We start from the raw sequence: 25,468 nt of genomic DNA, 5'->3' as shown, positions 1-25,468 counted from the left end.
GCACAGACTAATGTTTGGTATCAGCTTCTCTGAACTGCTGCTTGTCGGCCTCGTTGCCCTGCTGGTGCTGGGCCCCGAGCGTCTGCCGGGCGCTGCGCGCACCGCCGGCCTGTGGGTCGGGCGCCTGAAGCGCAGCTTCAACGCGATCAAACAGGAAGTTGAGCGTGAAATCGGTGCCGACGAAATCCGTCGGCAACTGCACAACGAGCACATTCTGTCGCTGGAGCAAGAGGCGCGCAAAATCCTCAATCCGCTCCAGCAGCAGCCGACGCCAGCTGAAACGCCGATCACACCGGCCACGCCTGCCCCTGCGGTGAGCACCGCGACAGTCGAGCCAACGCCTGCGACCGTCAGCGCACCTGTCACCGAGCCGGCGGCCACCGCTGCGCCTGCTCCCCACGACCCAACACCGGCGCCGCGAGCCCCATGAGCGATATTCCAGAGAACGACCAACACATGCCGCTGGTCTCGCACCTCACTGAGCTGCGCACCCGCCTGCTGCGCTGTGTCGCGGCGATCTTTCTGATCTTCGCCGGGCTGTTTGCCTTCACCCAGCAGATCTACACCTTCGTCTCGACACCGCTGCGGGCCTACCTGCCGGCCGGTGCGACGATGATCGCCACCGACGTCTCGTCGCCCTTCCTGACGCCGTTGAAGCTGACCATGATGGTCTCGCTGTTCCTGGCGATCCCGGTGATCCTGCACCAGATCTGGGGCTTCATCGCGCCGGGCCTGTACAAGCATGAGAAGCGCATCGCCGTGCCGTTGCTGGTGTCGAGCATCGTGCTGTTCTACGCCGGCATGGCGTTCGCCTACTTCCTGGTGTTCCCGCTGATCTTCAAGTTCTTCGCCGCCGCCACCCCGGCCGGCGTTGAAATGATGACCGACATCACCAGTTACCTGGATTTCGTCATGACGCTGTTCTTCGCCTTTGGCGTGGCGTTCGAGATCCCGGTGGCCGTGGTCCTGTTGGTGTGGATCGGCGTGGTCGACGTCAAGTACCTGCGCAAGATCCGCCCGTACGTGATCATCGGCTGCTTCGTGGTGGGCATGATCCTCACCCCGCCCGACATCTTCTCCCAGACCCTGCTGGCCGTGCCGATGTGGATGCTGTTCGAGATCGGCATCCTGTTCGGCAGCCTGATCAGCAAACGTGGCGAACACCCGGACGACCAGCCGGCGGACGATCACAACGACCAACCGCCAGCGACCCAACCGTGAACCTGCTGCTCCTCGAAGAGGCCGATTTCATTGCGCCCGACCGGGTCGTGCTGCGCGATCGACGCCTGACCCACATGCAGGAAGTGCATCGGGTCGCAGTCGGCGACAGCCTGCGGGTCGGACGCATCGGCGGGCTGATGGGCGCGGCCCACGTGCTGCGCCTGGAGCCAGGCGAAGCCGAGCTGCGGGTCAGCCTCGACCAGCCACCGCCGGCCAAGCTGCCCCTGACCCTGATCCTCGCGCTCCCCCGACCGAAGATGCTGCGCCGGGTGTTCCAGACCGTGGCCACCATGGGCGTGCCCAAGGTGATCCTGGTCAACAGCTACCGGGTCGAGAAGAGCTTCTGGCAGACCCCCTTCCTTGAACCCGAGGCGATTCGCGAACAACTGATCCTCGGCCTGGAGCAGGCCCGCGACAGCGTGCTGCCGGAAATCGTCATCGAAAAACGCTTCAAGCCCTTCGTCGAGGACCGCCTGCCGGCCATCGTCGAGGGCACCCTCGGGCTGGTCGGCCACCCCGGCAACCACCCGCCCTGCCCCCGTGGGCTGGCCGAGCCGGTAACCCTGGCCATCGGTCCGGAAGGTGGCTGGATCCCCTACGAAATCGACCTGCTGGGCAAGGCCGGGCTGCAACCGGTACAGCTCGGCGAGCGTATCCTGCGGGTAGAAACCGCGGTCACCGCACTGCTCGCGCGCCTATTCTGATCCCCAGGATCGTAGGCGCACCTACAGATTCTCTTTAGTCGGCCGATAGACTCTCCATAACTCGAATTAAATGGGGAGTCTGCAGCATGTACCGATGGTTAGCCGAGAACCTTGGCAATGTGAGCGTCAATCGCAAGCTGGGCATCGGCTTCGGCCTGGTCTTGCTCATGACCCTGCTGATCACCGTCAACGGCTGGTCGGGCATGAGCAGCATCATCAGCCGGGGCGACAAGCTCGGCTTCATCTCCAGCCTCAACGCACTGACCAAAGACCTGCGCATTGCCCGCCTGGACTATGAAATGCACCACGGCGAGCAAGGGCCGGCGGCCGTGAACGAGGTGTTGAACAACCTCGACCAGGGCCTCAAGAGCGCCCTGACGATGATCGAGCAGCCCGCCGACACCGCCATACTCAATGAGCAACTGGAAGCCGTCAGCGAGTACCGGCACGCCTTTGCCGACATGACCCAGGCCAGCGCCAATCGTGAGGCCGCCAGGGCCAAGCTCGGGGCGACTGCCGACGCTGCCGTGGCCCGCGTCAACGACGTGGAAAAAGCCCTGCTGCAAGGCGATAACGTGGCGCAGTTCAACAGCGTCATCGACCTCAGCAAACTGCTCCAGCAGGCGCGCTTCCAGGTCCGCGGCTACACCTACAGCGGCAAGGCCGAGGCCGAGCAACCCGCCCTGGCCGCCATCGACGCCGCCCTCAACTACCTCAAGGCCCTGCCCGCGCAACTGCCCGAGCAGCACGTCGGCAACCTGCAACAAGCCAGCGACTCGCTGATCGGCTACCGCGCGGCCGTCAGCCAGTATCGCGACTCCCAGGTAGCCAGCGCCAACGCACTCAAGGACATGGCCCACCAAGGCGACGTCCTGCTGGAACTGAGCAAAAAACTCACGCTGTCGCAGACAGTCGTCCGTGATACCGACGCCGCCCACGCCAAGAACACCCTGTTGCTGACCACGCTGCTGGCCCTGGTGTTCGGCCTGCTCGCTGCCTGGGCCATCACCCGGCAGATCATCATCCCGCTGAACCAGGCCCTCAAGGCCGCCGAGCGGGTGGCCGTCGGCGACCTGACCCACAACCTGATCTCCCAGCGCCGCGACGAACTCGGCCAACTGCAGCGCGCGATCCAGAGCATGATCGTCAGCCTGCGCGAGCTGATCGGCGGGATCAGCGATGGCGTCACGCAAATCGCCAGCGCCGCCGAAGAGCTGTCGGCGGTGACCGAGCAGACCAGCGCGGGGGTCAACAGCCAGAAGGTCGAGACCGACCAGGTCGCCACCGCCATGAACGAAATGGCCGCCACCGTGCAGGAAGTCGCGCGCAACGCCGAAGAGGCCTCCGAAGCCGCCGTCGCCGCCGACCAGCAGGCCCGCGAAGGCGACAAGGTGGTCGGCGAAGCCATCGCCCAGATCGAGCGCCTGGCCACCGAGGTCGGCCACTCCACCGAAGCCATGGGTCATTTGAAGCGCGAGAGCGACAAGATCGGCAGCGTCCTGGACGTGATCAAGTCCGTGGCCCAGCAAACCAACCTGCTGGCCCTCAACGCCGCCATCGAGGCCGCGCGGGCCGGTGAAGCCGGCCGGGGTTTTGCCGTGGTCGCCGATGAAGTGCGCAGCCTGGCGCAACGCACGCAGAAGTCCACCGAGGAGATCGAAGAGCTGATCGTTGGCCTGCAGAGCGGCACCCAACAGGTCGCCACCATCCTGGACAACAGCCGCAGCCTGACCGACAGCAGCGTCGAACTCACCCGCCGTGCAGGTGGCTCGCTGGACAACATCACCCGCACCGTTTCAGCGATTCAGGCCATGAACCAGCAGATCGCCGCGGCCGCCGAACAGCAGAGCGCGGTGGCCGAAGAGATCAACCGCAGCGTGCTCAATGTGCGTGATGTGTCCGAGCAGACCTCGGCCGCCAGCGAGGAGACCGCCGCCTCCAGCGTTGAGCTGGCGCGGTTGGGGACTCACCTGCAGATGCTGGTGGGTAAATTCAGGGTCTGATCGGTGGCACACGCGAGGCTGGCAACAGCCTCCCGGTTCAGGCGTCGCATGCGCCTGTCTGACGGATGTGCTGCGCCAGGGCCGCAAGGTCATGGTTGACCTCGCCCTTGAAGTCATGGGACGAGATATAGCCTTCGTAACGTTCGAAGAATGTGTCGACGTTGGAGCTGATGGGTTTGAAGGCGCTGGAATCGCCTGTGCCATGCATGGGGAACAGCTTGGCGTGCAAGTGGTCGATGCCATAGCCTTCGAGCATCAGGCCCGTGCGCCCCACATCCGGCAGCGCCCGGTCGATCAGCAGCGCGACTTTTTTCGCGGCGATCATCAACCCCGACAACACTTCGTCAGGCTGTGCGAACGCATAGCTGCCAACGTGCTGCCTGGGTACAACCACCGAAAAACCCGGGGTATTGGGACGACTGGAGAGGAAGGCCACGTGGGCATCGTCCTCCCAGATCAGGTGCATGGGCGCCTGGCCGGCGAGCATTTTGCAAAAGATACAGTCCATGTTGTAGACCCCTTCCGTGGAATCCTTGATAAACGTTTCGACCGGCCAGTGATTTAGTACCGCCCTTAAAGTACCTGGCGCAAAAATGCCTGGGCCCGTGGATCCTTCGGTGCATCGAAGAACTCGGCTGGCGAGGCATCTTCCAGCAGCTTGCCGTGATCGAAGAACAGCACCCGGTCCGCCACTTCCCGGGCAAAGCCCATTTCGTGGGTGACGCAGACCATGGTCATACCTTCCACCGCCAGGGTCTTCATCACGTCCAGCACTTCGCCGACCATTTCCGGGTCCAGGGCCGAGGTCGGTTCATCGAACAGCATGACCTTGGGCTCCATCGCCAGCGCCCGGGCAATCGCCACCCGTTGTTGCTGACCGCCAGACAGGCGCGACGGGAACTCGTGGGCCTTCTGGGCAATACCGACCTTCTCCAGCAGCGCCATGGCCTTGGCCTCGCGCTCCTTCTTGGCACGCTTGCGCACCACCTTCTGCGCCAGGCACAGGTTCTCCAGCACGGTCATGTGCGGGAACAGGTTGAAGTGCTGGAACACCATGCCGACTTCACGCCGGTAGGCATTCACGTCGGTTTTCGGATCGGCCAGCTGCAGGCCGTCGATGCTCACCGAGCCGGAATCGAACTCTTCCAGGCCGTTGAGGCAGCGCAGGAAGGTCGACTTGCCGGAGCCAGACGGGCCGATGACCACCAGCACCTCGCCCTTGGCCACCTGGGTGGTGACGTTGTCCACCGCGCGCACCACCTGGCCACGGGTGTCGAAGACTTTTATCAGATCGCGGACTTCAATCACTTTGCGCGAGCCTCCGCTCAAGCCGGCTGGCCATTTTCGACAGCGGCAGGTTGATCAACAGGTACAGCCCGGCCACGCAGAACAGGATTTCGAACGGCGAGAACGAGGTGGTGATGACTTCACGGCCACTCTTGAGCAGCTCGGTGATGGCGATGACCGACACCAGCGAGGTGTCCTTGACCAGGCTGATGAACTGCCCGGCCAATGGCGGCAGCACACGCTTGAAGGCTTGCGGCAGGACCACATGGCGCATCGACTGGCTGGCATTCAGACCCAGGGAGCGCGCGGCTTCGTTTTGCCCACGGGCAATCGACTGCACCCCGGAACGAATGATTTCGGCCACGTAGGCGCCGGTGAACAGCGACAGCGCGGCGATCCCGGCGAACTCGCGAGAGAGGTTCAGGACCGTGCCGATGAAGAAGTAGAAAATGAAGATCTGCACCAGCAGCGGCGTTCCGCGCACCAGCTCGATGTAGACGATCGACAGGTCGCGCAGGGTCGGGTTGTTCGACAGCCGGCACAGGCCGGTTGCCAGGCCGATCAACAGCCCGAGCACACCCGAGACCAGCGACAGCCACAAGGTTGTCCACAGGCCCCACAACAGCGGTCCTGCGGCCCAATGCCGGGTGACACCAACCACATCGCCTTCGGCCACTTCGTCGCCACGGGCCACTTGCAGGCTGTTGTCGTCGACCGTCAGCACTTGCTCGGTGCCGGCGTCGTTGCGCAGGGTCACTTTAGCCTTGTCGCCCTGGCGCACCAGTTCGCTGACGGTGGAGAGATCAGCGGCGCGCTGGGCGTCTTCGGCCTGGTAGGCGAAGTACTGCGGTACGCGGTTCCAGCGCCATTCGTAGGACATCAGCGAGGTGGCGTAGTACAACGCGCCGGCCATGCCGACCAGCACCAGCACGGTCAGGACGTGCCAGGGCCATTGGGCTTTTTTATGTTTCATTGCACATTCCGGGATTTGTGTTGCCTTGGAGGCCCTCATCGCCAGCAGGCTGGCTCCCACAGGGGAATGCATTTCATTGTGGGAGCCAGCCTGTTGGCGATTGGGAACGACGCGGTCTATCTAACCGTCCTTACTCCATGTCCTTCTGCCAAGCGGTGTCTTTGAACCACTTGTCATGAATGCGATCGTAGGTGCCGTCTTCGCGGATCTGGTGCAGGAAGTTGTTGATGAAGTTCAGGCTGTCGTAGTCGCCTTTCTTCAGGCCGAAAGCCAGTGGCTCGAAGGTGAATGGCTTGTCGAGGAACACCAGCTTGCCGTTGCCGACCTTGTTCACCGCCACCACGTTGTATGGCGCGTCGTAGACAAAGGCGTCAGCCTTGCCATTGACCACGTCGAGCACACCTTCCTGTTCGTTGTCGTAGCCGTGGTACTTGGCTTTGGACATCAGCTTCTTGGCGACCATTTCGCCCGTGGTTCCCAGCTTGGAGGTGATGCGGTATTCGGCGCTGTTCAGGTCTTTATAGGACTTGATGGTGCCTTCCAGCTCCTTGCGGATCAGCAGCGTCTGGCCGACCACGATGAAGGGTTCGCTGAAGTTCAGGCGCAGGTTGCGTTCCTGGGTCAGGGTCATGCCGCTGCCGATCATGTCGAACTTGTCGGTCAGCAAGGCAGGGATGATGCCGTCGTAACCGGTGGACACCAGTTCCAGCTTGACGCCCATGGCCTTGGTCATGGCTTTGAGCAGATCGACTTCGAAGCCGATGATTTCGCCGCGCTTGTTGGTCATTTCAAAGGGCATGTAGGTCGGGTCCATGCCGACTTTCAACGTGCCACGCTTGACCGCGTCGTCGATGGCGCCGGCCTGCGCCGCGTTGACTGCTACCAGTGCCGAGACGCCGAGCATCAGCATCGAGAGATACTTCTTCATCATCAAAGTCCCCAATCTTTTTGTAGTAAGGCGTGCAATCGAACGCTTTCTTGTGGAAAACAGCCGATACGGACACAAAGGGTGTCCGGGCACACCAAAGAAGGGAGCGATGCTAACGCACTCGGCCGTTTGCACAAGTGCTTACGAAGTTTCAGGCAAAAAAAAGCCCCGCGGATTGGCGGGGCTTTTTCATCAGGCCGGTTGGGCCTGCAAGCTCAAGGGCTTGAGCGGCAACAGCGGCGCATGGGGGTCGGCTTTCACCGAAGCCCGCCAGGCGTCCAGCCATTGCGCATGGCCTTCGCTCCAGACCTGCTCATGCAGGCGAGCCAGGGCGACCGGGTCGCTGAGCAACTGCAGCCGCTCATGGTTGTTCAAGCCGGCCGGGCCGACTTTCAACGCATGGCGCACCCGCTCGGCGCGCAACCACTCGATCGGCTCGGCCTGACCGTGACGCGACGTCGCCAGCGCACACGCCAGAGCGTTCTGCTGCGGGTCGACCACGGCACGGATGAAGCCGTCGTTCAGCGCGTGCCAACGGTTCTCGTGGGTGTACTGGTCAGTCGCCAGCAAGGCCTGTGGCGGATTGTATTCCTCAGGAATCAGGAACAGGCTCTCGTCACGGGACTTCAGGCCCAGGCCCACACGGCTGGAGATCACCGATACCGGGATCGACAGCATCAACGAACCGACGATCGGCACCAGCCACCACAGGAAGCTCGGGTTCAGCCAGATCACCAGCAAGGCCCAGAAGAAGCCCAGCAGGGTCTGCGGACCGTGGCGCTTGACTGCCTCGCTCCAGGGCGTGGAGTCATCGTCACGCTGTGGCGAGTTCCAGGTCGCGGCCCAGCCGAGGAACGCGGCGAGCACAAAGCGGGTGTGGAAAATCATCCGCACCGGCGCCAGCAGCATGGAAAACAGCATCTCCAGGAGCATCGACAGGGTCACCTTGAACTTGCCGCCGAACTCTTTCGCGCCCTTGGCCCAGATCAGGATGATGCTCAACAGCTTGGGCAGGAACAGCAGCACGATGGTGGTCGAGAACAGCGCGATGGCCTTGTCCGGGTGCCATTGTGGCCACAGCGGATACAGCTGGCGCGGCTCCAGGAAGTACTGCGGCTCCATCAGCGTGTTGACCGCCAGCAAGGCCGTCGACAGCACCAGGAAGAAGAACCACAACGGCGCCGACAGGTAGGACATCACGCCTGTCAGGAACACCGCACGGTGCACCGGGTGCATGCCCTTGACCAGGAACAGCCGGAAGTTCATCAGGTTGCCGTGGCACCAGCGACGGTCACGCTTGAGTTCGTCCAGCAGGTTGGGCGGCAGTTCTTCATAGCTGCCCGGCAGGTCGTAGGCAATCCAGACGCCCCAGCCGGCACGGCGCATCAGCGCAGCTTCAACGAAGTCGTGGGAAAGGATGGCACCGGCAAACGCGCCTTTACCGGGCAACGGCGCCAGGGCGCAGTGCTCGATGAACGGCTTCATGCGGATGATCGCGTTGTGCCCCCAGTAGTGGGACTCGCCCAACTGCCAGAAGTGCAGGCCGGCGGTGAACAGCGGGCCGTAAACCCGGGTGGCGAACTGCTGCATGCGCGCATACAGGGTGTCCATGCCCGACGCCCGTGGCGCGGTCTGGATAATCCCGGCGTCCGGCGTGGCTTCCATCAAGCGCACCAGACTGGTCAGGCACTCACCGCTCATTACGCTGTCGGCGTCGAGGACCACCATGTACTTGTAGTCACCCCCCCAGCGACGGCAGAAGTCGTCGAGGTTGCCGCTCTTGCGTTTGACCCGACGGCGACGGCGGCGATAGAAGATCTTGCCAAAGCCCTTGGCTTCGCGGCAGACGTCCAGCCAGGCCTGCTGCTCGGCAACACAGATATCGGTGTCGTTACTGTCGCTGAGCACGAAGAAGTCGAAACGGTCGAGGTCGCCGGTGGCGGCCACGGACTCGAAAGTGGCGCGCAAACCGGCAAACACCCGCGGCACGTCTTCGTTGCAGATCGGCATCACCAGGGCGGTGCGTGCGTCTTTCGGAATCGGCTCGTTACCGGCACTTTTACCGGAGATGCGGTATTTATCGTGGCCGGTCAGCAACTCGAGGAAGCCCATCAGCGCGGTCCAGAAACCGGCCGAGACCCAGCAGAACAGGATCCCGAACAGAATCAGGATGCTGGTCTGCAAGGCATACGGCAGCACCTGGGTAGCGGTTTGCATCAGGGGTTGATGCAGCACCTCTTCCAGGTCGACGAACGCCCAGCCCTGGTACGGCATGATGCCTTTCATGTACCAGCCAGCAACGATGGTCTGGCCCAGCATCAGCACCAGCAGGATATAGCGACGAATCGAACCGACGGTGCGCCAGCGCGCAGCCGGCAGCACACGTTCGTCCTTGGGCGGTGCCGGCGGATTGGTACGACCGGTCAGCCGACGCCAGCCGCGCACCAGGATATTGGTGCGCCACGGCTCGGGCACGACCTTGGTCCGACGGATCGGTGGGGTGGCTTTCAGGCACACCCGGCCGCTGGCGTCGAGCACCAGCATCTCGGCCTCTTCCAGCTCTTCGGCGGAGTTGAGGGTCAGGCGGCGGCCGACCGAGGCCTGCGCGGCCTCCGTCGGTGCGTCGAAGGTCGACGAGGACAAGCGTTCATGCAGTTCGCTGAAGGATTTGCAGCCCGCCAGTTCGGCGCGCTGCTCATCGGTCATCGGCAAATGCGCCAGGTACTCGCTGAGCGACTCTGGCTGTACGTGGGAATTACTCATCGGCAGGCAACTGATAGCTCCAGGTCTCGGTCAAGACTTCTTCAGTCGGCGCCGATTCCGGTGTGGCTGGGGCCGCGTCGGCAGCAACGGGCTGCTTGGCGTCTTTGTTGTCCTTGGTCTTGCTCTCGGCAGCGGGCTTCTTGGCGTCAGCCTGTTTGGCGTCCGCTTGCTTGGCTTCTGCCTGCTTGGCTTCCTTGTCTGCTTTCTCTTGCTGCTTGGCGGCCACTTTGTCGGCCTTGGCCACCGAGGAATTGGAGCTTGGCAGCGAAGTCTTGGTCAGGTCCGCCGGCACGATGGGCTGCACCAGGGCGGCACGCATCTCGGTCGACTTGCTCGGGTCCTTGATCTTCATCCGCAGCGTCAGGCGCCAGCCCTTGGTTTCAGGGTTGTAGCGCACGCTGTTCTCGACCAGCTCGGCATTGTCACCCACGCTGACCTGGCTACGAACGTCGGCCTCCGGCGGCAGGGCTGCCAGGGATGGACCTTCGAAGTCGATCAGGTAGGCCACACTGCCGTCTGGTTGACGAATCAGGTTGGACTGCTTGACGTCGCCGGTGGAACGCAGGGTCTGGCTGACCCAGGCGCTGTCCGGGGCGTGCAGGGCTGCTTCGTCGATGGTCCAGTGCAGGCGGTAGGCTACATCCAGCGGCTGGCCAGGTTCCGGCAGTTTTTCCGGGCTCCAGAAAGCCACGATGTTGTCGTTGGTTTCATCGGCGGTAGGAATTTCCACCAGGTCGACCGAACCCTTGCCCCAATCGCCTTTTGGCTCGATCCAGGCGCTTGGGCGCTTGTCGTAGCGGTCGTCGAGGTCTTCATAGTGGCTGAAGTCGCGGCCACGTTGCAGCAGACCAAAACCACGCGGGTTCTCAACCGAGAAGTTGCTCACGGCCAGGTGTTTCGGGTTGTTCAGCGGACGCCAGATCCACTCGCCATTGCCGGCATGGATCGCCAGGCCGCTGGAGTCGTGCAGCTCGCGACGGTAGTTGAGGACCTTCGATGGCTGGTTGGCGCCGAACAGGAACATGCTGGTCAGCGGGGCGATGCCCAGCTTGCTGACCTTGTCACGCAGGAACATCTGCGCCTTGACGTCGACAATGGTGTCGCTGCCAGGACGCAGGGTCAGGCGGTAGGCACCGGTGGCACGTGGCGAATCCAGCAGGGCGAAAATCACCAGGTGCTTGTCGCCTGGCTTCGGCTGCTCGATCCAGAACTCGGTGAAACGCGGGAACTCTTCACCCGACGGCAGCGCGGTATCGATCGCCAGGCCGCGGGCCGACAGGCCATAGGTGTGGCCCTTGCCGACGACGCGGAAATAGCTCGCGCCCAGCATGGTCATGATTTCGTCTTGCTTGTCGGCCTTGTTGATCGGGTAAAGCACGCGGAAACCGGCGTAACCCAGTTGTTCGGTGGCCTTGGGATCAAACTTGACGTCGCCGAAATCGAAACGACTTGGGTCGTACTTGATCTCTTCGACGGTGTTGGCCGTGATTTCGTTGATTTTCACCGGCGTGTCGAAATGCATGCCCTGGTGATAGAACGACAGCTTGAACGGGGTCTTTTTATCGGCCCATTCGGCTTTTTCGGTCAGGAAACGAATTTTCTGGTAGTCCGCGAATTTCATTTCGCGGAATTCGTTCGGCAGATTGCTGCGCGGAGCTTCGTATTTCTGCCCCGCCAGCTCTTTTGCCTTGGCCGACACATCGTTCAGATTGAATGCCCAAAGCTGGCCGGCGCTGAGCAGGCAAAACAGGGCAGAGCCTGTCGCCAGTGCGTTTCGCAACCGTTTGGCAGACAATTTTGGTGCAGTACAGGGACTAACAATCACGAGCAACCCTCGCCGAAAACAGATCAAAAAACCAACGGCCAGCTATCTATATGCCAGGTTGGCGAGCATTGTTCCGACTCCGATGGGGCAAAATGATTCCCCAAACGGTCGCGAACAAGTCTCTACCTAAGTCAAAAATGGGCCAACGAACGCTGATCCCCGTAGCGCGGGATTATCTAGTAGCCCGCGTTACAACGCATCAGGGGTAACAAAGTATTTATTGCGAAAAACCCCTGTTTCGCCCCGAAACAGCCCTGAAAAGATGTTTCAAACACTTTCAGGTCTGCAACAGGAAGGTCACCGGGCCATCATTGACCAGATGCACCTGCATATCCGCGCCAAATCTGCCTGATGCCACATTGCCATGCAACTGTTGCGCCTTGCCTAATAGATAGTCAAAAAGCTCTTCGCCCAGTGCCGGAGGGGCAGCGGTCGAAAAGCTCGGGCGCAGGCCATTTTTGGTGTCGGCGGCCAGGGTGAACTGCGAGACCAGCAGCAACCCCCCACCGACATCGGCCAAGGACAGATTCATCTTGCCCTCAGCGTCGCTGAATACCCGATAGTTAAGCAGCTTATGCAAAAGTTTGTCGGCGCTGGCCCGGGTATCGTCGGGTTCCACGGCCACTAGCACCAGCAAGCCCTGGTCGATCGAGCCGACAACCTCCCCCGCCACCTCGACGCGCGCGCCACGCACGCGCTGCAACAGGCCCTTCATGCTTCTTCAGGCGGCAGATCGAGCAAACGCCGCGCCATCTGACTGGCCGCCCGTACCAGGGCATCGGTAATACCCGGCTCGGAGGCAGCGTGCCCGGCGTCGCGGATCACCTGCAGCTCACTGTTGGGCCAGTTCTGATGCAATTCCCAGGCATTGTCCAGCGGGCAGATCACGTCGTAGCGACCATGCACGATGACGCCAGGCAGGTGGGCGATCTTGCCCATGTCGCGAATCAGCTGGTTAGGCTCGAGGAAAGCATTGTTGGTGAAATAGTGGCATTCGATGCGGGCAATCGACAGCGCACGCTGTGGCTCGCAGAAGCGATCGACCACCAGCGGATTCGGACGCAGGGTCGCGGTGCGCCCTTCCCACAGCGACCAGGCCTTGGCCGCGTGCATCTGGGCAATCTGGTCGTTGCCGGTCAGGCGCTTGTGGAAGGCCTTGAGCAGGTCGTCGCGCTCGTCCTGTGGGATAGGCGCGATGTAGTCCTGCCAGTAGTCGGGGAACAGACGGCTGGCGCCCGCCTGGTAGAACCATTCGATTTCCTGCGGGCGGCAGAGAAAAATCCCGCGCACGATCAGGCCGTGCACGCGCTCAGGGTGGGTTTGCGCGTAGGCCAGGGCCAGGGTCGAACCCCAGGAGCCCCCGAACAGCACCCATTTGTCGATGCCCAGGTGCTGGCGAATCCGCTCAAGGTCGGCGACCAGGTCCCAGGTGGTGTTGTTTTCCAGGCTGGCGTGGGGCGTGGAGCGGCCACAACCGCGCTGGTCGAAGGTGACAATGCGGTACAGGTTCGGATCGAAGTAACGTCGGCTCATCGCGTCGCAGCCCGCCCCGGGGCCACCATGAATGAACACTACCGGCAAACCTTCCGGTGATCCGCTTTCGTCGACATACAGGGTATGGGTTTCATCGACGGCCAGATCATGCCGGGCGTAGGGTTTGATCTGCGGGTACAAAGTCTGCATTGCGCGCTCCGTAAGGGGTCGAGGTCATCCCTGGGGGGACTTCTATTATTCTGCCGTTGGGCATCATAAACCCGAATAGCGCAATGAGCATGTCCCTGAAGAAAATACGGTTTTGCGGCGCCGGCGAGGGTCCTTTCCCACGCAAACTTGCAGGGCGCATGCACAATCTGCAAACACCCCGAGTCACTGTGGGAAAGCAGGCCGGCCGGTAGACCGCCTCGCCGTGCCCTGGCTCTTGATCTTGATGCACCCGCCCCATCGGCAGGCTGAGCGAAGGCATGCATCCGGGGGGAGGCGCGTAGCGCCGTGCGGCGAAGCCGCCTACATCGAGAGGAAGTGCAGCGCAGCAAACCGGAGGCGATGCCCCCGGATCGATACCGTAGCGAAGGCACCCCGAGCCTGAACGAGGGGCCGTACGTCAGGGGTAAACAACGGATAAACCCACAAACCCAGGATCAAACGATCTTGAGAGCTTCTCCTCAACCGTATCGCTGCCGACCCCAGGCCAACATCCCTTGCAGCAGTTGCTTGAGCACCACCTGGGTCGGGGCCGCCAGGTCGGGGCGGTAGCGGAACGGCTCGAACTCTTCCATATAGGTGCACTGCCCCAGCTCCAGTTGCACCGCATGGATGTTTTCGCCCGGGTTGCCGTAATGACGGGTGATGTGGCCGCCCTTGAAGCGCCCGTTCAACACGTGACTGTAATCGCTGTGACGCGCACAGATCGCTTCCAGCTCGGTGGCCAGCGTCGGATCGCAACTGGCGCCATTGAAGGTGCCGAGGTTGAAGTCCGGCAGCTTGCCCTCGAACAGGTGCGGGATCACCGAGCGGATCGAGTGCGCATCGAACAGCATGGCGTAGCCAAACTCGGCCTTGAGCCGCGCCAGCTCCTGTTGCAGCGTGCGGTGATACGGGGTCCAGACCTGCTCCAGATAGCGTGCGCGCTCCTCGGCAGACGGCTCCAGGCCTTCGCGGAACAACGGCACGCCATCAAACAACGTTGCCGGGTACAGGCCGGTGGTTGCACCGACGTACAACGGCTTGTCGTCGGACGGACGGTTGAGGTCGATGACGAACCGCGAATACTCCGCCGCCAGGGTGCTGGCGCCCAGCTCCTGGGCGAACTCGTAAAGTGTCGGAATGTGCCAGTCGGTGTCCGGCAGGCTTTGCGCGGCGGGGATCAACCCGGCCTCGACAGCCGGCGTCAGGCGCAAACCGGCATGGGGCATGCTGATCAGCAGCGGCACCCGGCCTTGTTGGAAGTTCAGAACCTTATCCACAGCTGTTCTCCTAAATCTCGACTTCAACGCCGTGACGCACGACGCGTTTTTCCAGGTCACCGCCCAACCAGTACGACAGGTCGGCCGGACGTTCGATCTGCCAGGCAACGAAGTCGGCCATTTTGCCCACTTCCAGCGAACCGTGGGTGTCGGCCATGCCCAGCGCCGTGGCGGCGTGGATGGTCGCGCCGGCCAAGGCTTCCTCTGGCGTCATGCGAAAGCAGGTGCAGGCCATGTTCAGCATCAGGCGCACCGACAGGGCCGGCGAAGTGCCGGGGTTGAGGTCGCTGGCGATGGCGATTTTCACCCCGTGCTTGCGCAGGGCATCCATCGGCGGCAACTGGGTTTCGCGCAGGAAGTAAAAGGCGCCGGGCAACAGCACCGCGACAGTACCGGACTTGGCCATGGCGATGGCGTCGTCTTCGGTCATGAACTCCAGGTGGTCGGCCGACAACGCCTGATACCGCGCCGCCAGGCTTGCGCCGTGCAACGACGACAACTGCTCGGCGTGCAGCTTCACGGGCAGGCCCAGCTTCTGCGCGGTGATGAACACCCGCTCCACCTGCGCTGGCGAAAACGCCAGGTATTCGCAGAACGCATCCACCGCATCCACCAGCCCTTCAGCCGCCAGGGCCGGGAGCATCTCGCTGCAGATGTGTTCGATGTAGTCATCGCTGCGATCGGCGTACTCCGGTGGCAAGGCGTGGGCCGCCAGGCAGGTGGTGCGCACGCTGACCGCAAACGCCTCACCGAGGCGCCGGGCGACCCGCAGCATCTTGCGCTCGCTGGCCAGGTCCAGACCATAGCCAGACTTGATCTCGATGCTGGTGACGCCGTCGCGCAGCAGGCTTTTCAGGCGTTTGGCGGCACTGGCGAACAGTTCGTCCTCCGTTGCGGCACGGGTCGCGCGCACGGTGCTGGCGATGCCACCGCCGGCGGCAGCGATCTCGGCATAGCTGACCCCTTGCAGGCGCTGTTCGAATTCGCCGCTGCGGTTGCCGCCGAACACGGTGTGCGTGTGGCAGTCGATCAGGCCCGGGGTCACCCAGGCCCCCGCGAGGTCATGGACCTCGGGGTAATAATCGGACGGCAGCTCGCCACGTGGGCCGATCCACTCAATGTGCGCACCAGACGTCACGATGGCGGCGTCCTCGATGATCGAGTACGTGCCTTGGGCCATGCTTGCAACGTGGCAGTGTTGCCAGAGCGTTTTCATCCCAGGCCTCCGTTAGGTTATCGATGGGACATGGAAGGTTCGCAGGTGACCTCGACCGCCGTTGGGGCAGCGGGCTTGACCCACAATTTATAGGCAATCACCAGCAGGACGATCCACACCGCACCGACCACCAGCGCTGCCTGGGTGTCCGGGAAGTAACCCAGCACACCAAAGACAAACAGCATGAACACAATCGCGGCCGCCGGCGCATAAGGCCAGAATGGTACCGGGAATTTCAGCTCGGCGACTTGCTCGCGGGTCATCGAACGGCGCATGGCCACCTGGGTAACCAGAATCATCAACCACACCCAGACGGTGGCGAAGGTCGCGATCGAGGCGATCACCAGGAACACATCCTTGGGAATCAGGTAGTTCAACACCACGCCGCCCAGCAACGCTGCGCCCATGACCACCACGGTCATCCACGGCACACCCTGTTTCGACAGCCGCGCAAACCCCTTGGGTGCGTGGCCCTGCTGCGCCAGGCCGTACATCATGCGCCCGGCGCCGAAGATGTCGCTGTTGATCGCCGACACGGCCGCCGAGATCACCACGATGTTGAGCACGGTCGCCGCCGCGCCGATGCCCAGGCTGTCGAAGATCTGCACGAACGGGCTGCCCTGGCTGCCAATCTGTGGCCATGGGTAGATCGCCATCAGCACAAACAGGGTCAGCACGTAGAACAGCAGGATCCGCAGGGGCACCGCATTGATCGCCCGTGGAATCACCCGTTGTGGGTCCTTGGCTTCACCGGCGGTGATGCCGATGATCTCGATGCCGCCGAACGCGAACATCACCACCGCCAGGGAGGCGATCAAACCGCCGACGCCATTGGGCATGAAACCACCGTGGGCCCACAGATTGCTCAGGCCGGGAGCCTGTTCAGTGCCGGCCGTGCCGATGCCGAAGAGCATGATGCCAAAACCGCCGAGGATCATCGCCACGATGGCGGCGACTTTCAGCAGCGACAGCCAGAACTCCATTTCGCCGAAGACCTTGACGTTGCACAGGTTCAGCCCGCCGATCAGCAGCACGATGCCCAGCACCCAGATCCAGCGTGCGACTTCCGGGAACCAGAAGCCCATGTAGATGCCGAAGGCGGTGACGTCGGCCAGGCAGACGATGATCATCTCGAAGGCGTAGGTCCAGCCGAGGATGAAGCCGGACATGGGGCCCAGGTAGGTGCTGGCGTAATGGCCAAAGGAGCCCGAGACCGGGTTGTGGACGGCCATCTCGCCGAGGGCGCGCATGACCATGAAGACGGCGGCACCACCAATCAGGTAGGCCAGCAGCACGGCGGGGCCGGCCATCTGGATGGCCGAGGCGGAACCGTAGAAAAGCCCGGTGCCGATCGCCGACCCCAGTGCCATGAAGCGAATATGTCGGGCGGATAGCCCGCGTTTCAAGCCTTTGTCTGGCTGTTGCATTGCTCGTCCCTAATTATTCTTATCGACGCAATAATCGCATCACCAACAAACCCACTCCCACAGGTTCAGCGCAATCCTTGTGGGAGTGGCGGTGCGACGATTCGATTTGCCCGTGATGGGTCCCTTACAGACTTGGCAGCAACTTGGCCGTCACCAGTTCATTCAGGCAGCGCGAAGCCAGCAGCTCGCTGGCCGCGTTGATGTCCGGCGCGAAGAAGCGGTCCTTCTCGTAGAACGGCACTTTGGCGCGCAGGATGGTGCGGGCTTGTTCCAGCTTCGACGAGGTTTTCAGGCCGTCGCGCAGGTCCAGGCCCTGGCAGCCAGCCAGCCACTCGACTGCGAGAACACCACGGGTGTTTTCAGCCATTTCCCACAGGCGCTTACCTGCCGCTGGGGCCATGGACACGTGGTCTTCCTGGTTGGCCGACGTCGGCAGGCTGTCTACCGAGTGCGGGTGGGCCAAGGCCTTGTTCTCGCTGGCCAGGGCCGCTGCCGTCACCTGGGCAATCATGAAGCCGGAGTTGACGCCACCGTTGGCCACCAGGAACGGCGGCAGCTGCGACATGTGCTTGTCCATCATCAACGAAATGCGGCGCTCGCTCAGGGAGCCGATTTCCGCGATGGCCAGGGCCATGTTGTCGGCGGCCATGGCCACTGGCTCGGCGTGGAAGTTACCGCCGGAGATCACATCGCCTTCGCTGGCGAAGACCAGCGGGTTATCGGACACGGCGTTGGCTTCGACGGCCAGCACTTCTGCGGCCTGACGGAACTGAGTCAGGCAGGCGCCCATGACTTGTGGCTGGCAGCGCAGGGAGTACGGGTCCTGGACCTTGTCGCAGTTCTGGTGCGAATCAGACACTTCACTGCGCTCGCCCAGCAGGTCGCGGTAGGCCGCGGCCGCGTCGATCTGGCCTTTCTGGCCACGGGCTGCGTGGATGCGCGCGTCGAACGGCGAGCGCGAACCCAGCACCGCTTCCACGGTCAGGCCGCCCAGGGCCAGGGCACCGGCGAACAGGTCTTCACCTTCAAACAGGCCACGCAGGGCGTAGGCCGTCGAGACCTGGGTGCCGTTCAGCAGCGCCAGGCCTTCTTTGGCGGCCAGGGTCAGCGGCGCCAGGCCGGCGACTTTCAACGCCTCGGTGGCTTCCAGCCATTCACCTTTGTAGCGGGCCTTGCCTTCGCCCAGCAGGACCAGCGACATGTGGGCCAGGGGCGCGAGGTCACCGGATGCACCAACCGAACCTTTGAGCGGGATGTGCGGGTACACCTCGGCATTGATCAGGGCGATCAAGGCGTCGATCACGACCCGGCGAATGCCAGAGAAACCACGGCTCAGGCTGTTGACCTTGAGCACCATGATCAGGCGCACCAGCGCATCGCTGATCGGCTCGCCGACACCGGCGGCGTGGGACAGCACCAGGGAGCGCTGCAGGTTTTCCAGGTCTTCGCTGGCAATACGGGTCGAGGCCAGCAGGCCGAAACCGGTGTTGATGCCGTAGGCGGTGCGGTTTTCCGCGAGGATCTGTTCCACGCAGGCCACGCTGGCGTCGATCTGTGCCGAGGCACTGTCGTCCAGGGTCACACGCACCGGCTGTTGATACACGGCACGCAGTTGGGCAAGGCTCAGTTGGCCTGGGATAAGGTTCAGCGCAGTCACATTCATTCTCCTTTTGAGAGTTTTATTAACCAGACGCTCCGGAAGTGTCCGTTGTCCGTCGCTTCCCGCTTTTGAGGGGTGGCGCCTTGGCACGCTGGCTTTGTTAGAAATCAGTACAAATCGGCAAATGTCTTTTGCAGTAAATCCGGGTCTTTCAACAGCGCGGCGGCACTGGCAATGTCCGGCGCCAACCAACGGTCCTGGTCGTAGGCGGCAACCCGCTCGCGCAACAGGCGCCAGGCGGTATCGGTGCCAACGCCGAAGCCCTGGTCCTTGAGGAATTCAAACGCCTGGGCCGCCAGCAGGTACTCGATGGCCAGGATCTGTGTGCAGTTCTCCAGCACCCCGTGCAGTTTCAGCGCAGCGTTGGTGCCCAGGCTCAGGTGGTCTTCCTGCAGGCCCGAAGTCACGTAGTTGTCCAGTACCGCCGGTTGCGCCAACTGACGGTTTTGCGCGCAGAGCGAAGCCGCGACGTACTGCACGATCATCATCCCCGAGTTCACCCCGGGGTTGGCCACCAGGAACGCCGGCAGGCCACTGACGTGCGGGTTGATCAGGCGGTCGAGACGGCGCTCGGCAATCGAGCCGATCTCCGCCATGGCAATCGCCAGCAGGTCGGCCGCCAGGGCCACCGACTGGCCGTGGGGGTTGGCCTGGGAAACCACGCGGTAATTGTCCGCGGTGCCCAGCACCAGCGGGTTGTCGGTGGCGCCGTTGAGTTCGGTTTCGATCTGTTTGATCGCGTGCACCAGTTGATCGCGCGCAGCACCGTGCACCTGCGGGATCGAGCGGATGCTCAGGGCATCCTGGGTGCGAATGCCTTTGCTCTGGGCGATCACTTCGCTGCCGTCGAGCAAGGCCCGCAAGTTGATCCCGACTTGCTGCATGCCCGGGTGCGACTTGAGCGCGATGATTTCTGCGTCGAATGCATCGATCTGCCCTCGCTGGGCTTCGAAGCTCATGGCGCCGATCACGTCGGCCCATTCCAGCAGGCGCGTGGCATCGGCAATCGCCAGGCAGCTCAGGCCGCTCATGCACGGCGTGCCGTTGACCAGGCACAAGCCGTCCTTGGCCCCGAGCTTGACGGGTTGCAGGCCTTCTTCGGCCAGCGCTTGCTGCGCGGAAACGATCTGCCCGCGATAGCTGACATTGCCCACGCCCAGCAGCGCGATGCCGATGTGTGCCATGTGAGTCAGGTAGCCCACGGAACCTTGTGACGGCACTTGCGGGGTGATGCCCCGGTTGAGCAGCGCCAGCAGCGCTTCGACGACCTGACGGTGCAGGCCGGATTTGCCGTGGCTGTAGTTGACGATGGCCGCGCACATGATCGAGCGGGTCTGCTCGTTCGTCAGCGGCGCACCCACGCCGCAAGCGTGGCTGAGCAAGGTGTTGCGCGACAACTGGCTGAGCTGTTCGTCTTGCAGCGATACGTTGCACAGCGCGCCCAGGCCGGTGTTGATACCGTAGGCACGTTCGCCGCTGGTGACGATGCGCTGGACGATGGCCTGCGCGTTTTCGATGCGCGCCCAGATCGACGCCGACAGCTCGAGCTGTGCACCATCACGGGCGACAGCGACGACGTCCTGCCAAGTTACCTGCGCTTCGGTGATAACGATTTTTTCAGCCTGGGACATCTTCAACCTCGCGTGTACAACCTGAATATTGATGCAGCCCTGCCGACCCCATCGCGAGCAAGCTCGCTCCCACATTTGAAATGCATTCCCCTGTGGGAGCGAGCTTGCTCGCGATGAGACCGGCACAGTCGCCACAAACCTCTTAAACCACCGCCGCCCGCCGCTGCACGAAGCGGTCGACATACTCGTCGGCCGGCGAGTGCAGGATCTCTTTCGGCGTGCCGACCTGGATCAGGCGGCCGTCCTTGAGGATCGCGATGCGGTTGCCGATGCGCACGGCTTCGTCGAGGTCGTGGGTGATGAACACGATGGTCTTGTGCAGCGTCTTTTGCAGCTCGAGCAACTGGTCCTGCATTTCAGCGCGGATCAGCGGGTCGAGGGCACTGAAGGCTTCGTCCATCAGAATGATGTCGGTGTCTGCCGCCAGGGCACGGGCCAGGCCCACCCGCTGACGCATGCCGCCGGACAACTGGTGCGGGTATTTGTTTTCGTACCCCTTCAGGCCCACGGTGTTGATCCAGTGCAGCGCACGCTCGGAGCACATGGCTTTGCTTTCGCCACGGATTTTCAAGCCGTAGGCGACGTTGTCCAGCACGCTCTTGTGTGGCAACAGGCCGAAGCTCTGGAACACCATGCTGATCTTGCGCCGACGAAATTCGCGCAGCGCGTCCATGTCGTATTGCAGGATGTCCACGCCGTCCACCAGGATCGCGCCGCTGGTCGGGTCGATCAGGCGGTTGAAGTGGCGGACCAGGGTCGACTTGCCGGAACCCGACAGGCCCATGATCACGAAGATCTCACCGCTGCCGATACTCAGCGACAGGTCGTTGACCCCGACCACGCAGCCGGTTTCGGCCAGTACCTGGTCCTTGCTCTTGTTCTGGCGAATCATGTTCAGCGCATCGGCGGAACGATTGCCGAAAATCTTGAAGACGTTTTTGACTTCGATCTTGGCTGCGTTGCTCATTTGCTCACCTCATGCCGTGGCCGGCCGTAGGCCTGGGTAATGCGGTCGATGACCACAGCGAGAATCACGATCGCCAGACCGGCTTCAAGGCCCCGCCCAACGTTGAGAGTCTGGATACCCACCAGCACGTCCTCACCCAGGCCACGGGCACCGATCATCGAGGCGATCACCACCATCGACAGGGCCATCATGGTGGTCTGGTTGATCCCAGCCATGATGCTCGGCAGGGCCAGTGGCAGTTGCACACCAAACAGTTGTTGCCAGCGGTTGGCACCGAAGGCGTTGATGGCTTCCATAACCTCGCCGTCAACCTGGCGAATACCCAGGTCGGTCAGGCGGATCAGTGGCGGCGCGGCGTAGATCACGGTGGCGAAAATCGCCGGCACCTTGCCCAGGCCGAACAGCATCAGCACCGGGATCAGGTACACGAAGCTGGGCATGGTCTGCATGATGTCCAGCAGCGGCATCAACACCGAACGCAGGCGGTTGCTGCGCGCCGAGAGAATCCCCAGCGGAATGCCGATCAGCACCGAAATGACCGTGGCCACCATCATCAGCGCCAGGGTCTGCATCAGCTTGTCCCACAGGCCAACGGCACCGACCAGGAACAGCAGGCCGACGATCACGCTCGTGGTCAGCACTTTGCGGGTGGCGTGCCAGGCCACGCCCGCGACGATGGCCAGCATCAGCCACCAGGGCGCCGCACGCAGCAGGCCTTCGAGGTTGACGATGGCCCAGAGCAGGGTGTCGGAGATGTGCCGGAACACATCGCCGTAGTTGGTCACCAGCGAATCGACCCAACTGTTGACCCAGTCGGCGATGGAAAAGGTAAAGCTTTCAGGAAACATAGGAGACTCTCAATCAAGGGGTTGTGATCAAGCGTCCGACGGCCCTTGCAGACCGCCGGAAAGGCTCGAACTACAAGGCCGCGTCGATTTTCTTGGCAGCGTCTTCACTGACCCAGGCGCGCCAGACTTCAGGATGTTCCTTGAGGAAGATCTTCGCCAGTTTTGGCGACTCGATCCGCTCTTTGGTCATGCGGGCCAGGTTCTGGTTCAGCAGGTCGATCGGCAGATTGACCTTCTCCAGCACGGCCACCAGTTCGGGTGCTTGTTCGTGGAAGGTCTTGGAAAGGCCGACCTTGATGTCCACGCTCTTGTCCACACCGGGCTTCTCTTCCAGTTTCACCAGGTCGACCTGGCCCATCAGCGGGGTTGGCGACCAGTAGTAGAACAGGATCGGCTCGCCACGCTTGTAGCTCGACAGCACCGCGGCATCCAGCGCCGGGCCGGTGCCTGGGCGGAAGTTGGTGTAGCTGCTTTCCAGGCCGTAGCTCTTGAGCATCTCGCTGTTGTCCAGCTCGCAGGTCCAGCCGGCCGGGCAGTTGTAGAAACGGCCTTTGCTCGGCTCTTCCTGATCCTTGAACACGCTGGCGTACTTGGCCAGGTCAGCGATGGCCTTGAGGTCCGGCGCCTTGGCTTCCAGCTTGCGCTTGGCATCGCCTTCGATCACGTAGCGCGGCACGTACCAGCCTTCAACGGCGCCGACCACCGGGGCGCCGACACCGACGACCTTGCCGGCCTTCTCGGCCTTGTTCCAGACTTCGCTGCGGCCAACCCACTCCTCAGCGAAGACTTGAATATCGTTGCTGCTCAGGGCGTTTTCCATGGTGATGGAATTGCCTGGCAGGCTGTCTGTCTTGCAGTCGTAACCTTTCTCCAGCACCACCTGCATCACGTCGGTCAGCAGCATGCCGCTTTCCCAGTTCAGCCCGGCGAATTTCACTGGTTTGCCTGATTCACACCAGCCGGCCGCCTGGGAGGCGCCAGCATTGGCCAACAGGCCTACAGCAATCAAAGTGCCCAGCAGAGTCTTGTTGATTTTCATTGTATGACGCTCCTATTCAGGAATTGGCTTACGGCAGTCAAGAGGCATCCAGGCCTGTCCACTTCCAATTGAGCTTCACTGCTGTCATGCGGTGGGCTCCACTCAGCTTTTTATTCGATGACCGCGTAAGTCCACGGTTTCAGCCTGCACAAGCAATCTCTGCCGACATAACTGATGTAGGAGCTGGCTTGCCCGCCGGCTCCTACAGGGAGTGCGTTACTGGCCGGTGATCATCGGCAGGTTCAGGCCCTGCTCTTTGGCGCAGTCGATCGCGATCTGGTAACCGGCGTCGGCGTGGCGCATGACGCCAGTGGCCGGGTCGTTGTGCAGGACACGGGCGATACGCTCAGCCGCTTCGTCGGTACCGTCGCAGACAATCACCATGCCCGAGTGCTGGGAGAAGCCCATGCCGACGCCGCCGCCATGGTGCAGGGAAACCCAGGTCGCGCCGCTCGCGGTGTTGAGCAGAGCGTTGAGCAGTGGCCAGTCGGACACGGCATCGGAACCGTCCTGCATCGATTCGGTTTCGCGGTTCGGGCTCGATACCGAACCGGAGTCCAGGTGGTCGCGGCCGATCACGATCGGTGCCGACAGCTCGCCGCTGCGCACCATTTCGTTGAACGCCAGGCCCAGCTTGGCGCGCAGGCCCAGGCCCACCCAGCAGATACGGGCCGGCAGACCCTGGAAGCTGATGCGCTCGCGCGCCATGTCCAGCCAGTTGTGCAGGTGAGCGTCGTCCGGGATCAGTTCCTTGACCTTGGCGTCGGTCTTGTAGATGTCTTCGGCATTGCCCGACAGCGCAGCCCAACGGAACGGGCCGATGCCACGGCAGAACAGTGGACGGATGTAGGCCGGTACGAAGCCTGGGAAGTCGAAGGCGTTTTCCACGCCTTCTTCCTGCGCCATCTGACGGATGTTGTTGCCGTAGTCGAAGGTCGGAATTCCCATTTTCTGGAAGTCGAGCATCGCCTTGACGTGCACGGCCATCGATTGCTTGGCGGCTTTGATCACAGCGGCGGGCTCAGTCTTGGCACGTTCGCGGTACTGATCCCAGGTCCAGCCGGCGGGCAGGTAGCCGTTGAGCGGGTCGTGGGCGCTGGTCTGGTCGGTGACCATGTCCGGGCGCACACCACGACGGACCAGTTCCGGCAGGATTTCCGCCGCGTTGCCCAGCAGGGCGATGGAGATCGCTTTGCCTTCGCTGGTGTACTTGGCAATACGGGCCAGCGCGTCGTCGAGGTCTTTGGCTTGCTCGTCGACGTAGCGGCTTTTCAGGCGGAAATCGATACTCACTTGCTGGCATTCGATGTTCAGCGAGCAGGCGCCGGCCAGGGTTGCAGCCAGAGGCTGGGCGCCACCCATGCCGCCCAGGCCTGCGGTCAGCACCCAACGACCTTTGAGGTCATCGTTGTAGTGCTGGCGACCGGCTTCGACGAAGGTTTCGTAGGTGCCTTGGACGATGCCCTGGCTGCCGATGTAGATCCAGCTGCCGGCGGTCATCTGGCCGTACATGGCCAGGCCCTTGGCATCCAGTTCGTTGAAGTGTTCCCAGCTGGCCCAGTGTGGCACCAGGTTGGAGTTGGCGATCAGTACGCGCGGGGCGTTGGTGTGGGTCTTGAACACGCCGACAGGCTTGCCGGATTGCACCAGCAGGGTCTCGTCGTCATTCAGGTTGGTCAGGCTTTCGACGATCTTGTCGTAGCATTCCCAGTTACGCGCTGCGCGACCGATACCGCCGTAAACCACCAGTTCTTTAGGGTTCTCGGCAACTTCCGGGTCGAGGTTGTTCATCAACATGCGCAGCGGCGCTTCGGTCAGCCAGCTCTTGGCGGTGAGCTTGTTACCGCGGGCAGCGCGGATTTCAACGTCACGGTATTTCGTAGGCTTATTCTCGGTCACGAACAGAACTCCTCAGCAATCAATCCAAACCAACCCAGGCGGCGGGCGAGCAAGCCGGCGAACAACGATGCGCACCAGCGAATCAGTGGACGATGGTCGAGTCTCCGTGACTCA

At 62.4% G+C, this 25,468-nt stretch carries 21 protein-coding genes and 1 pseudogene; 5 read left to right on the top strand and 17 right to left on the bottom strand.

The window, feature by feature from the left end:
• Positions 1-10 precede the first annotated feature (10 nt).
• The 5 genes and pseudogenes from tatB to H7995_RS28815 all read left to right on the top strand — a co-directional run bounded on the left by tatB (position 11) and on the right by H7995_RS28815 (position 3,928).
• The gene (gene tatB, locus H7995_RS08680) at positions 11-430 is read left to right on the top strand and encodes a Sec-independent protein translocase protein TatB (RefSeq protein ID WP_166592168.1); all 420 of its coding nucleotides are present in this window, start codon (positions 11-13) and stop codon (positions 428-430) included.
• Complete coding sequence (gene tatC, locus H7995_RS08675) at positions 427-1,221, top strand: twin-arginine translocase subunit TatC (protein WP_095167298.1); 795 nt, start codon at positions 427-429, stop codon at positions 1,219-1,221. The genes tatB and tatC overlap by 4 nt, the downstream gene beginning before the upstream one ends.
• Positions 1,218-1,925, top strand: coding sequence for a 16S rRNA (uracil(1498)-N(3))-methyltransferase (locus tag H7995_RS08670; protein ID WP_166592167.1), 708 nt, complete (start codon positions 1,218-1,220; stop codon positions 1,923-1,925). The genes tatC and H7995_RS08670 overlap by 4 nt, the downstream gene beginning before the upstream one ends.
• A gap of 86 nt (positions 1,926-2,011) precedes the next feature.
• Positions 2,012-3,073: pseudogene (locus H7995_RS28820) on the top strand (methyl-accepting chemotaxis protein); the annotation flags it as partial.
• The gene (locus H7995_RS28815) at positions 3,065-3,928 is read left to right on the top strand and encodes a methyl-accepting chemotaxis protein (protein WP_371927901.1); all 864 of its coding nucleotides are present in this window, start codon (positions 3,065-3,067) and stop codon (positions 3,926-3,928) included. The pseudogene H7995_RS28820 and the gene H7995_RS28815, both read left to right, overlap by 9 nt.
• 37 nt (positions 3,929-3,965) lie before the next feature.
• On the opposite strand, the gene H7995_RS08660 is transcribed toward H7995_RS28815, so the two are convergent.
• The 17 genes from H7995_RS08660 to hutU all read right to left on the bottom strand — a co-directional run bounded on the left by H7995_RS08660 (position 3,966) and on the right by hutU (position 25,354).
• Positions 3,966-4,436 (bottom strand): HIT family protein, encoded by a 471-nt coding sequence (locus H7995_RS08660; RefSeq protein ID WP_166592165.1) that lies wholly within the window; start codon positions 4,434-4,436, stop codon positions 3,966-3,968.
• A gap of 65 nt (positions 4,437-4,501) precedes the next feature.
• A complete protein-coding gene (locus tag H7995_RS08655; protein ID WP_095167305.1) occupies positions 4,502-5,236 on the bottom strand; it encodes an amino acid ABC transporter ATP-binding protein in 735 nt (244 codons plus the stop codon).
• Entirely contained in the window at positions 5,229-6,188 is a 960-nt protein-coding gene (locus H7995_RS08650) for an amino acid ABC transporter permease (protein WP_166592164.1), read from the bottom strand. The genes H7995_RS08655 and H7995_RS08650 overlap by 8 nt, the downstream gene beginning before the upstream one ends.
• A 130-nt stretch (positions 6,189-6,318) precedes the next feature.
• Entirely contained in the window at positions 6,319-7,116 is a 798-nt protein-coding gene (locus H7995_RS08645) for a transporter substrate-binding domain-containing protein (RefSeq protein ID WP_166592163.1), read from the bottom strand.
• Positions 7,117-7,308: 192 nt separating this feature from the next.
• Positions 7,309-9,879: a glucans biosynthesis glucosyltransferase MdoH gene (gene mdoH / locus H7995_RS08640; RefSeq protein WP_166592162.1), complete on the bottom strand. Its 2,571-nt coding sequence runs from the start codon at positions 9,877-9,879 to the stop codon at positions 7,309-7,311.
• A complete protein-coding gene (locus H7995_RS08635) occupies positions 9,872-11,659 on the bottom strand; it encodes a glucan biosynthesis protein G (RefSeq protein ID WP_206684517.1) in 1,788 nt (595 codons plus the stop codon). Before H7995_RS08635 ends, mdoH begins: the two co-directional genes overlap by 8 nt.
• A 322-nt stretch (positions 11,660-11,981) precedes the next feature.
• Entirely contained in the window at positions 11,982-12,419 is a 438-nt protein-coding gene (gene dtd, locus H7995_RS08630) for a D-aminoacyl-tRNA deacylase (RefSeq protein WP_166592160.1), read from the bottom strand.
• Positions 12,416-13,387, bottom strand: a complete 972-nt coding sequence (gene pip / locus H7995_RS08625; RefSeq protein ID WP_166592159.1) for a prolyl aminopeptidase — start codon at positions 13,385-13,387, stop codon at positions 12,416-12,418. Before pip ends, dtd begins: the two co-directional genes overlap by 4 nt.
• Before the next feature lie 479 nt (positions 13,388-13,866).
• Complete coding sequence (gene hutG, locus H7995_RS08620) at positions 13,867-14,667, bottom strand: N-formylglutamate deformylase (protein ID WP_166592158.1); 801 nt, start codon at positions 14,665-14,667, stop codon at positions 13,867-13,869.
• 10 nt (positions 14,668-14,677) lie between these two features.
• Positions 14,678-15,883, bottom strand: coding sequence for an imidazolonepropionase (hutI, locus tag H7995_RS08615; protein WP_166592157.1), 1,206 nt, complete (start codon positions 15,881-15,883; stop codon positions 14,678-14,680).
• A gap of 17 nt (positions 15,884-15,900) precedes the next feature.
• Positions 15,901-17,310 (bottom strand): amino acid permease, encoded by a 1,410-nt coding sequence (locus H7995_RS08610; RefSeq protein WP_166592156.1) that lies wholly within the window; start codon positions 17,308-17,310, stop codon positions 15,901-15,903.
• 124 nt (positions 17,311-17,434) lie between these two features.
• Complete coding sequence (hutH, locus tag H7995_RS08605) at positions 17,435-18,973, bottom strand: histidine ammonia-lyase (RefSeq protein ID WP_185818243.1); 1,539 nt, start codon at positions 18,971-18,973, stop codon at positions 17,435-17,437.
• Between the two features lie 104 nt (positions 18,974-19,077).
• Entirely contained in the window at positions 19,078-20,601 is a 1,524-nt protein-coding gene (locus tag H7995_RS08600) for an HAL/PAL/TAL family ammonia-lyase (RefSeq protein WP_185818242.1), read from the bottom strand.
• A 142-nt stretch (positions 20,602-20,743) separates the two neighbouring features.
• Entirely contained in the window at positions 20,744-21,568 is an 825-nt protein-coding gene (locus tag H7995_RS08595; protein ID WP_166592153.1) for a quaternary amine ABC transporter ATP-binding protein, read from the bottom strand.
• Positions 21,565-22,416: an ABC transporter permease gene (locus tag H7995_RS08590; protein ID WP_166592152.1), complete on the bottom strand. Its 852-nt coding sequence runs from the start codon at positions 22,414-22,416 to the stop codon at positions 21,565-21,567. Before H7995_RS08590 ends, H7995_RS08595 begins: the two co-directional genes overlap by 4 nt.
• Before the next feature lie 70 nt (positions 22,417-22,486).
• Entirely contained in the window at positions 22,487-23,455 is a 969-nt protein-coding gene (locus H7995_RS08585; RefSeq protein WP_166592151.1) for an ABC transporter substrate-binding protein, read from the bottom strand.
• Between the two features lie 216 nt (positions 23,456-23,671).
• The gene (hutU, locus tag H7995_RS08580) at positions 23,672-25,354 is read right to left on the bottom strand and encodes a urocanate hydratase (protein ID WP_166592150.1); all 1,683 of its coding nucleotides are present in this window, start codon (positions 25,352-25,354) and stop codon (positions 23,672-23,674) included.
• Positions 25,355-25,468 lie beyond the last annotated feature (114 nt).

It is taken from the genome of Pseudomonas kielensis, assembly GCF_014236655.1.
In the GTDB taxonomy this organism is placed as follows: domain Bacteria; phylum Pseudomonadota; class Gammaproteobacteria; order Pseudomonadales; family Pseudomonadaceae; genus Aquipseudomonas; species Aquipseudomonas kielensis.
This window is presented reverse-complemented; position numbering and strand designations above follow the sequence as displayed.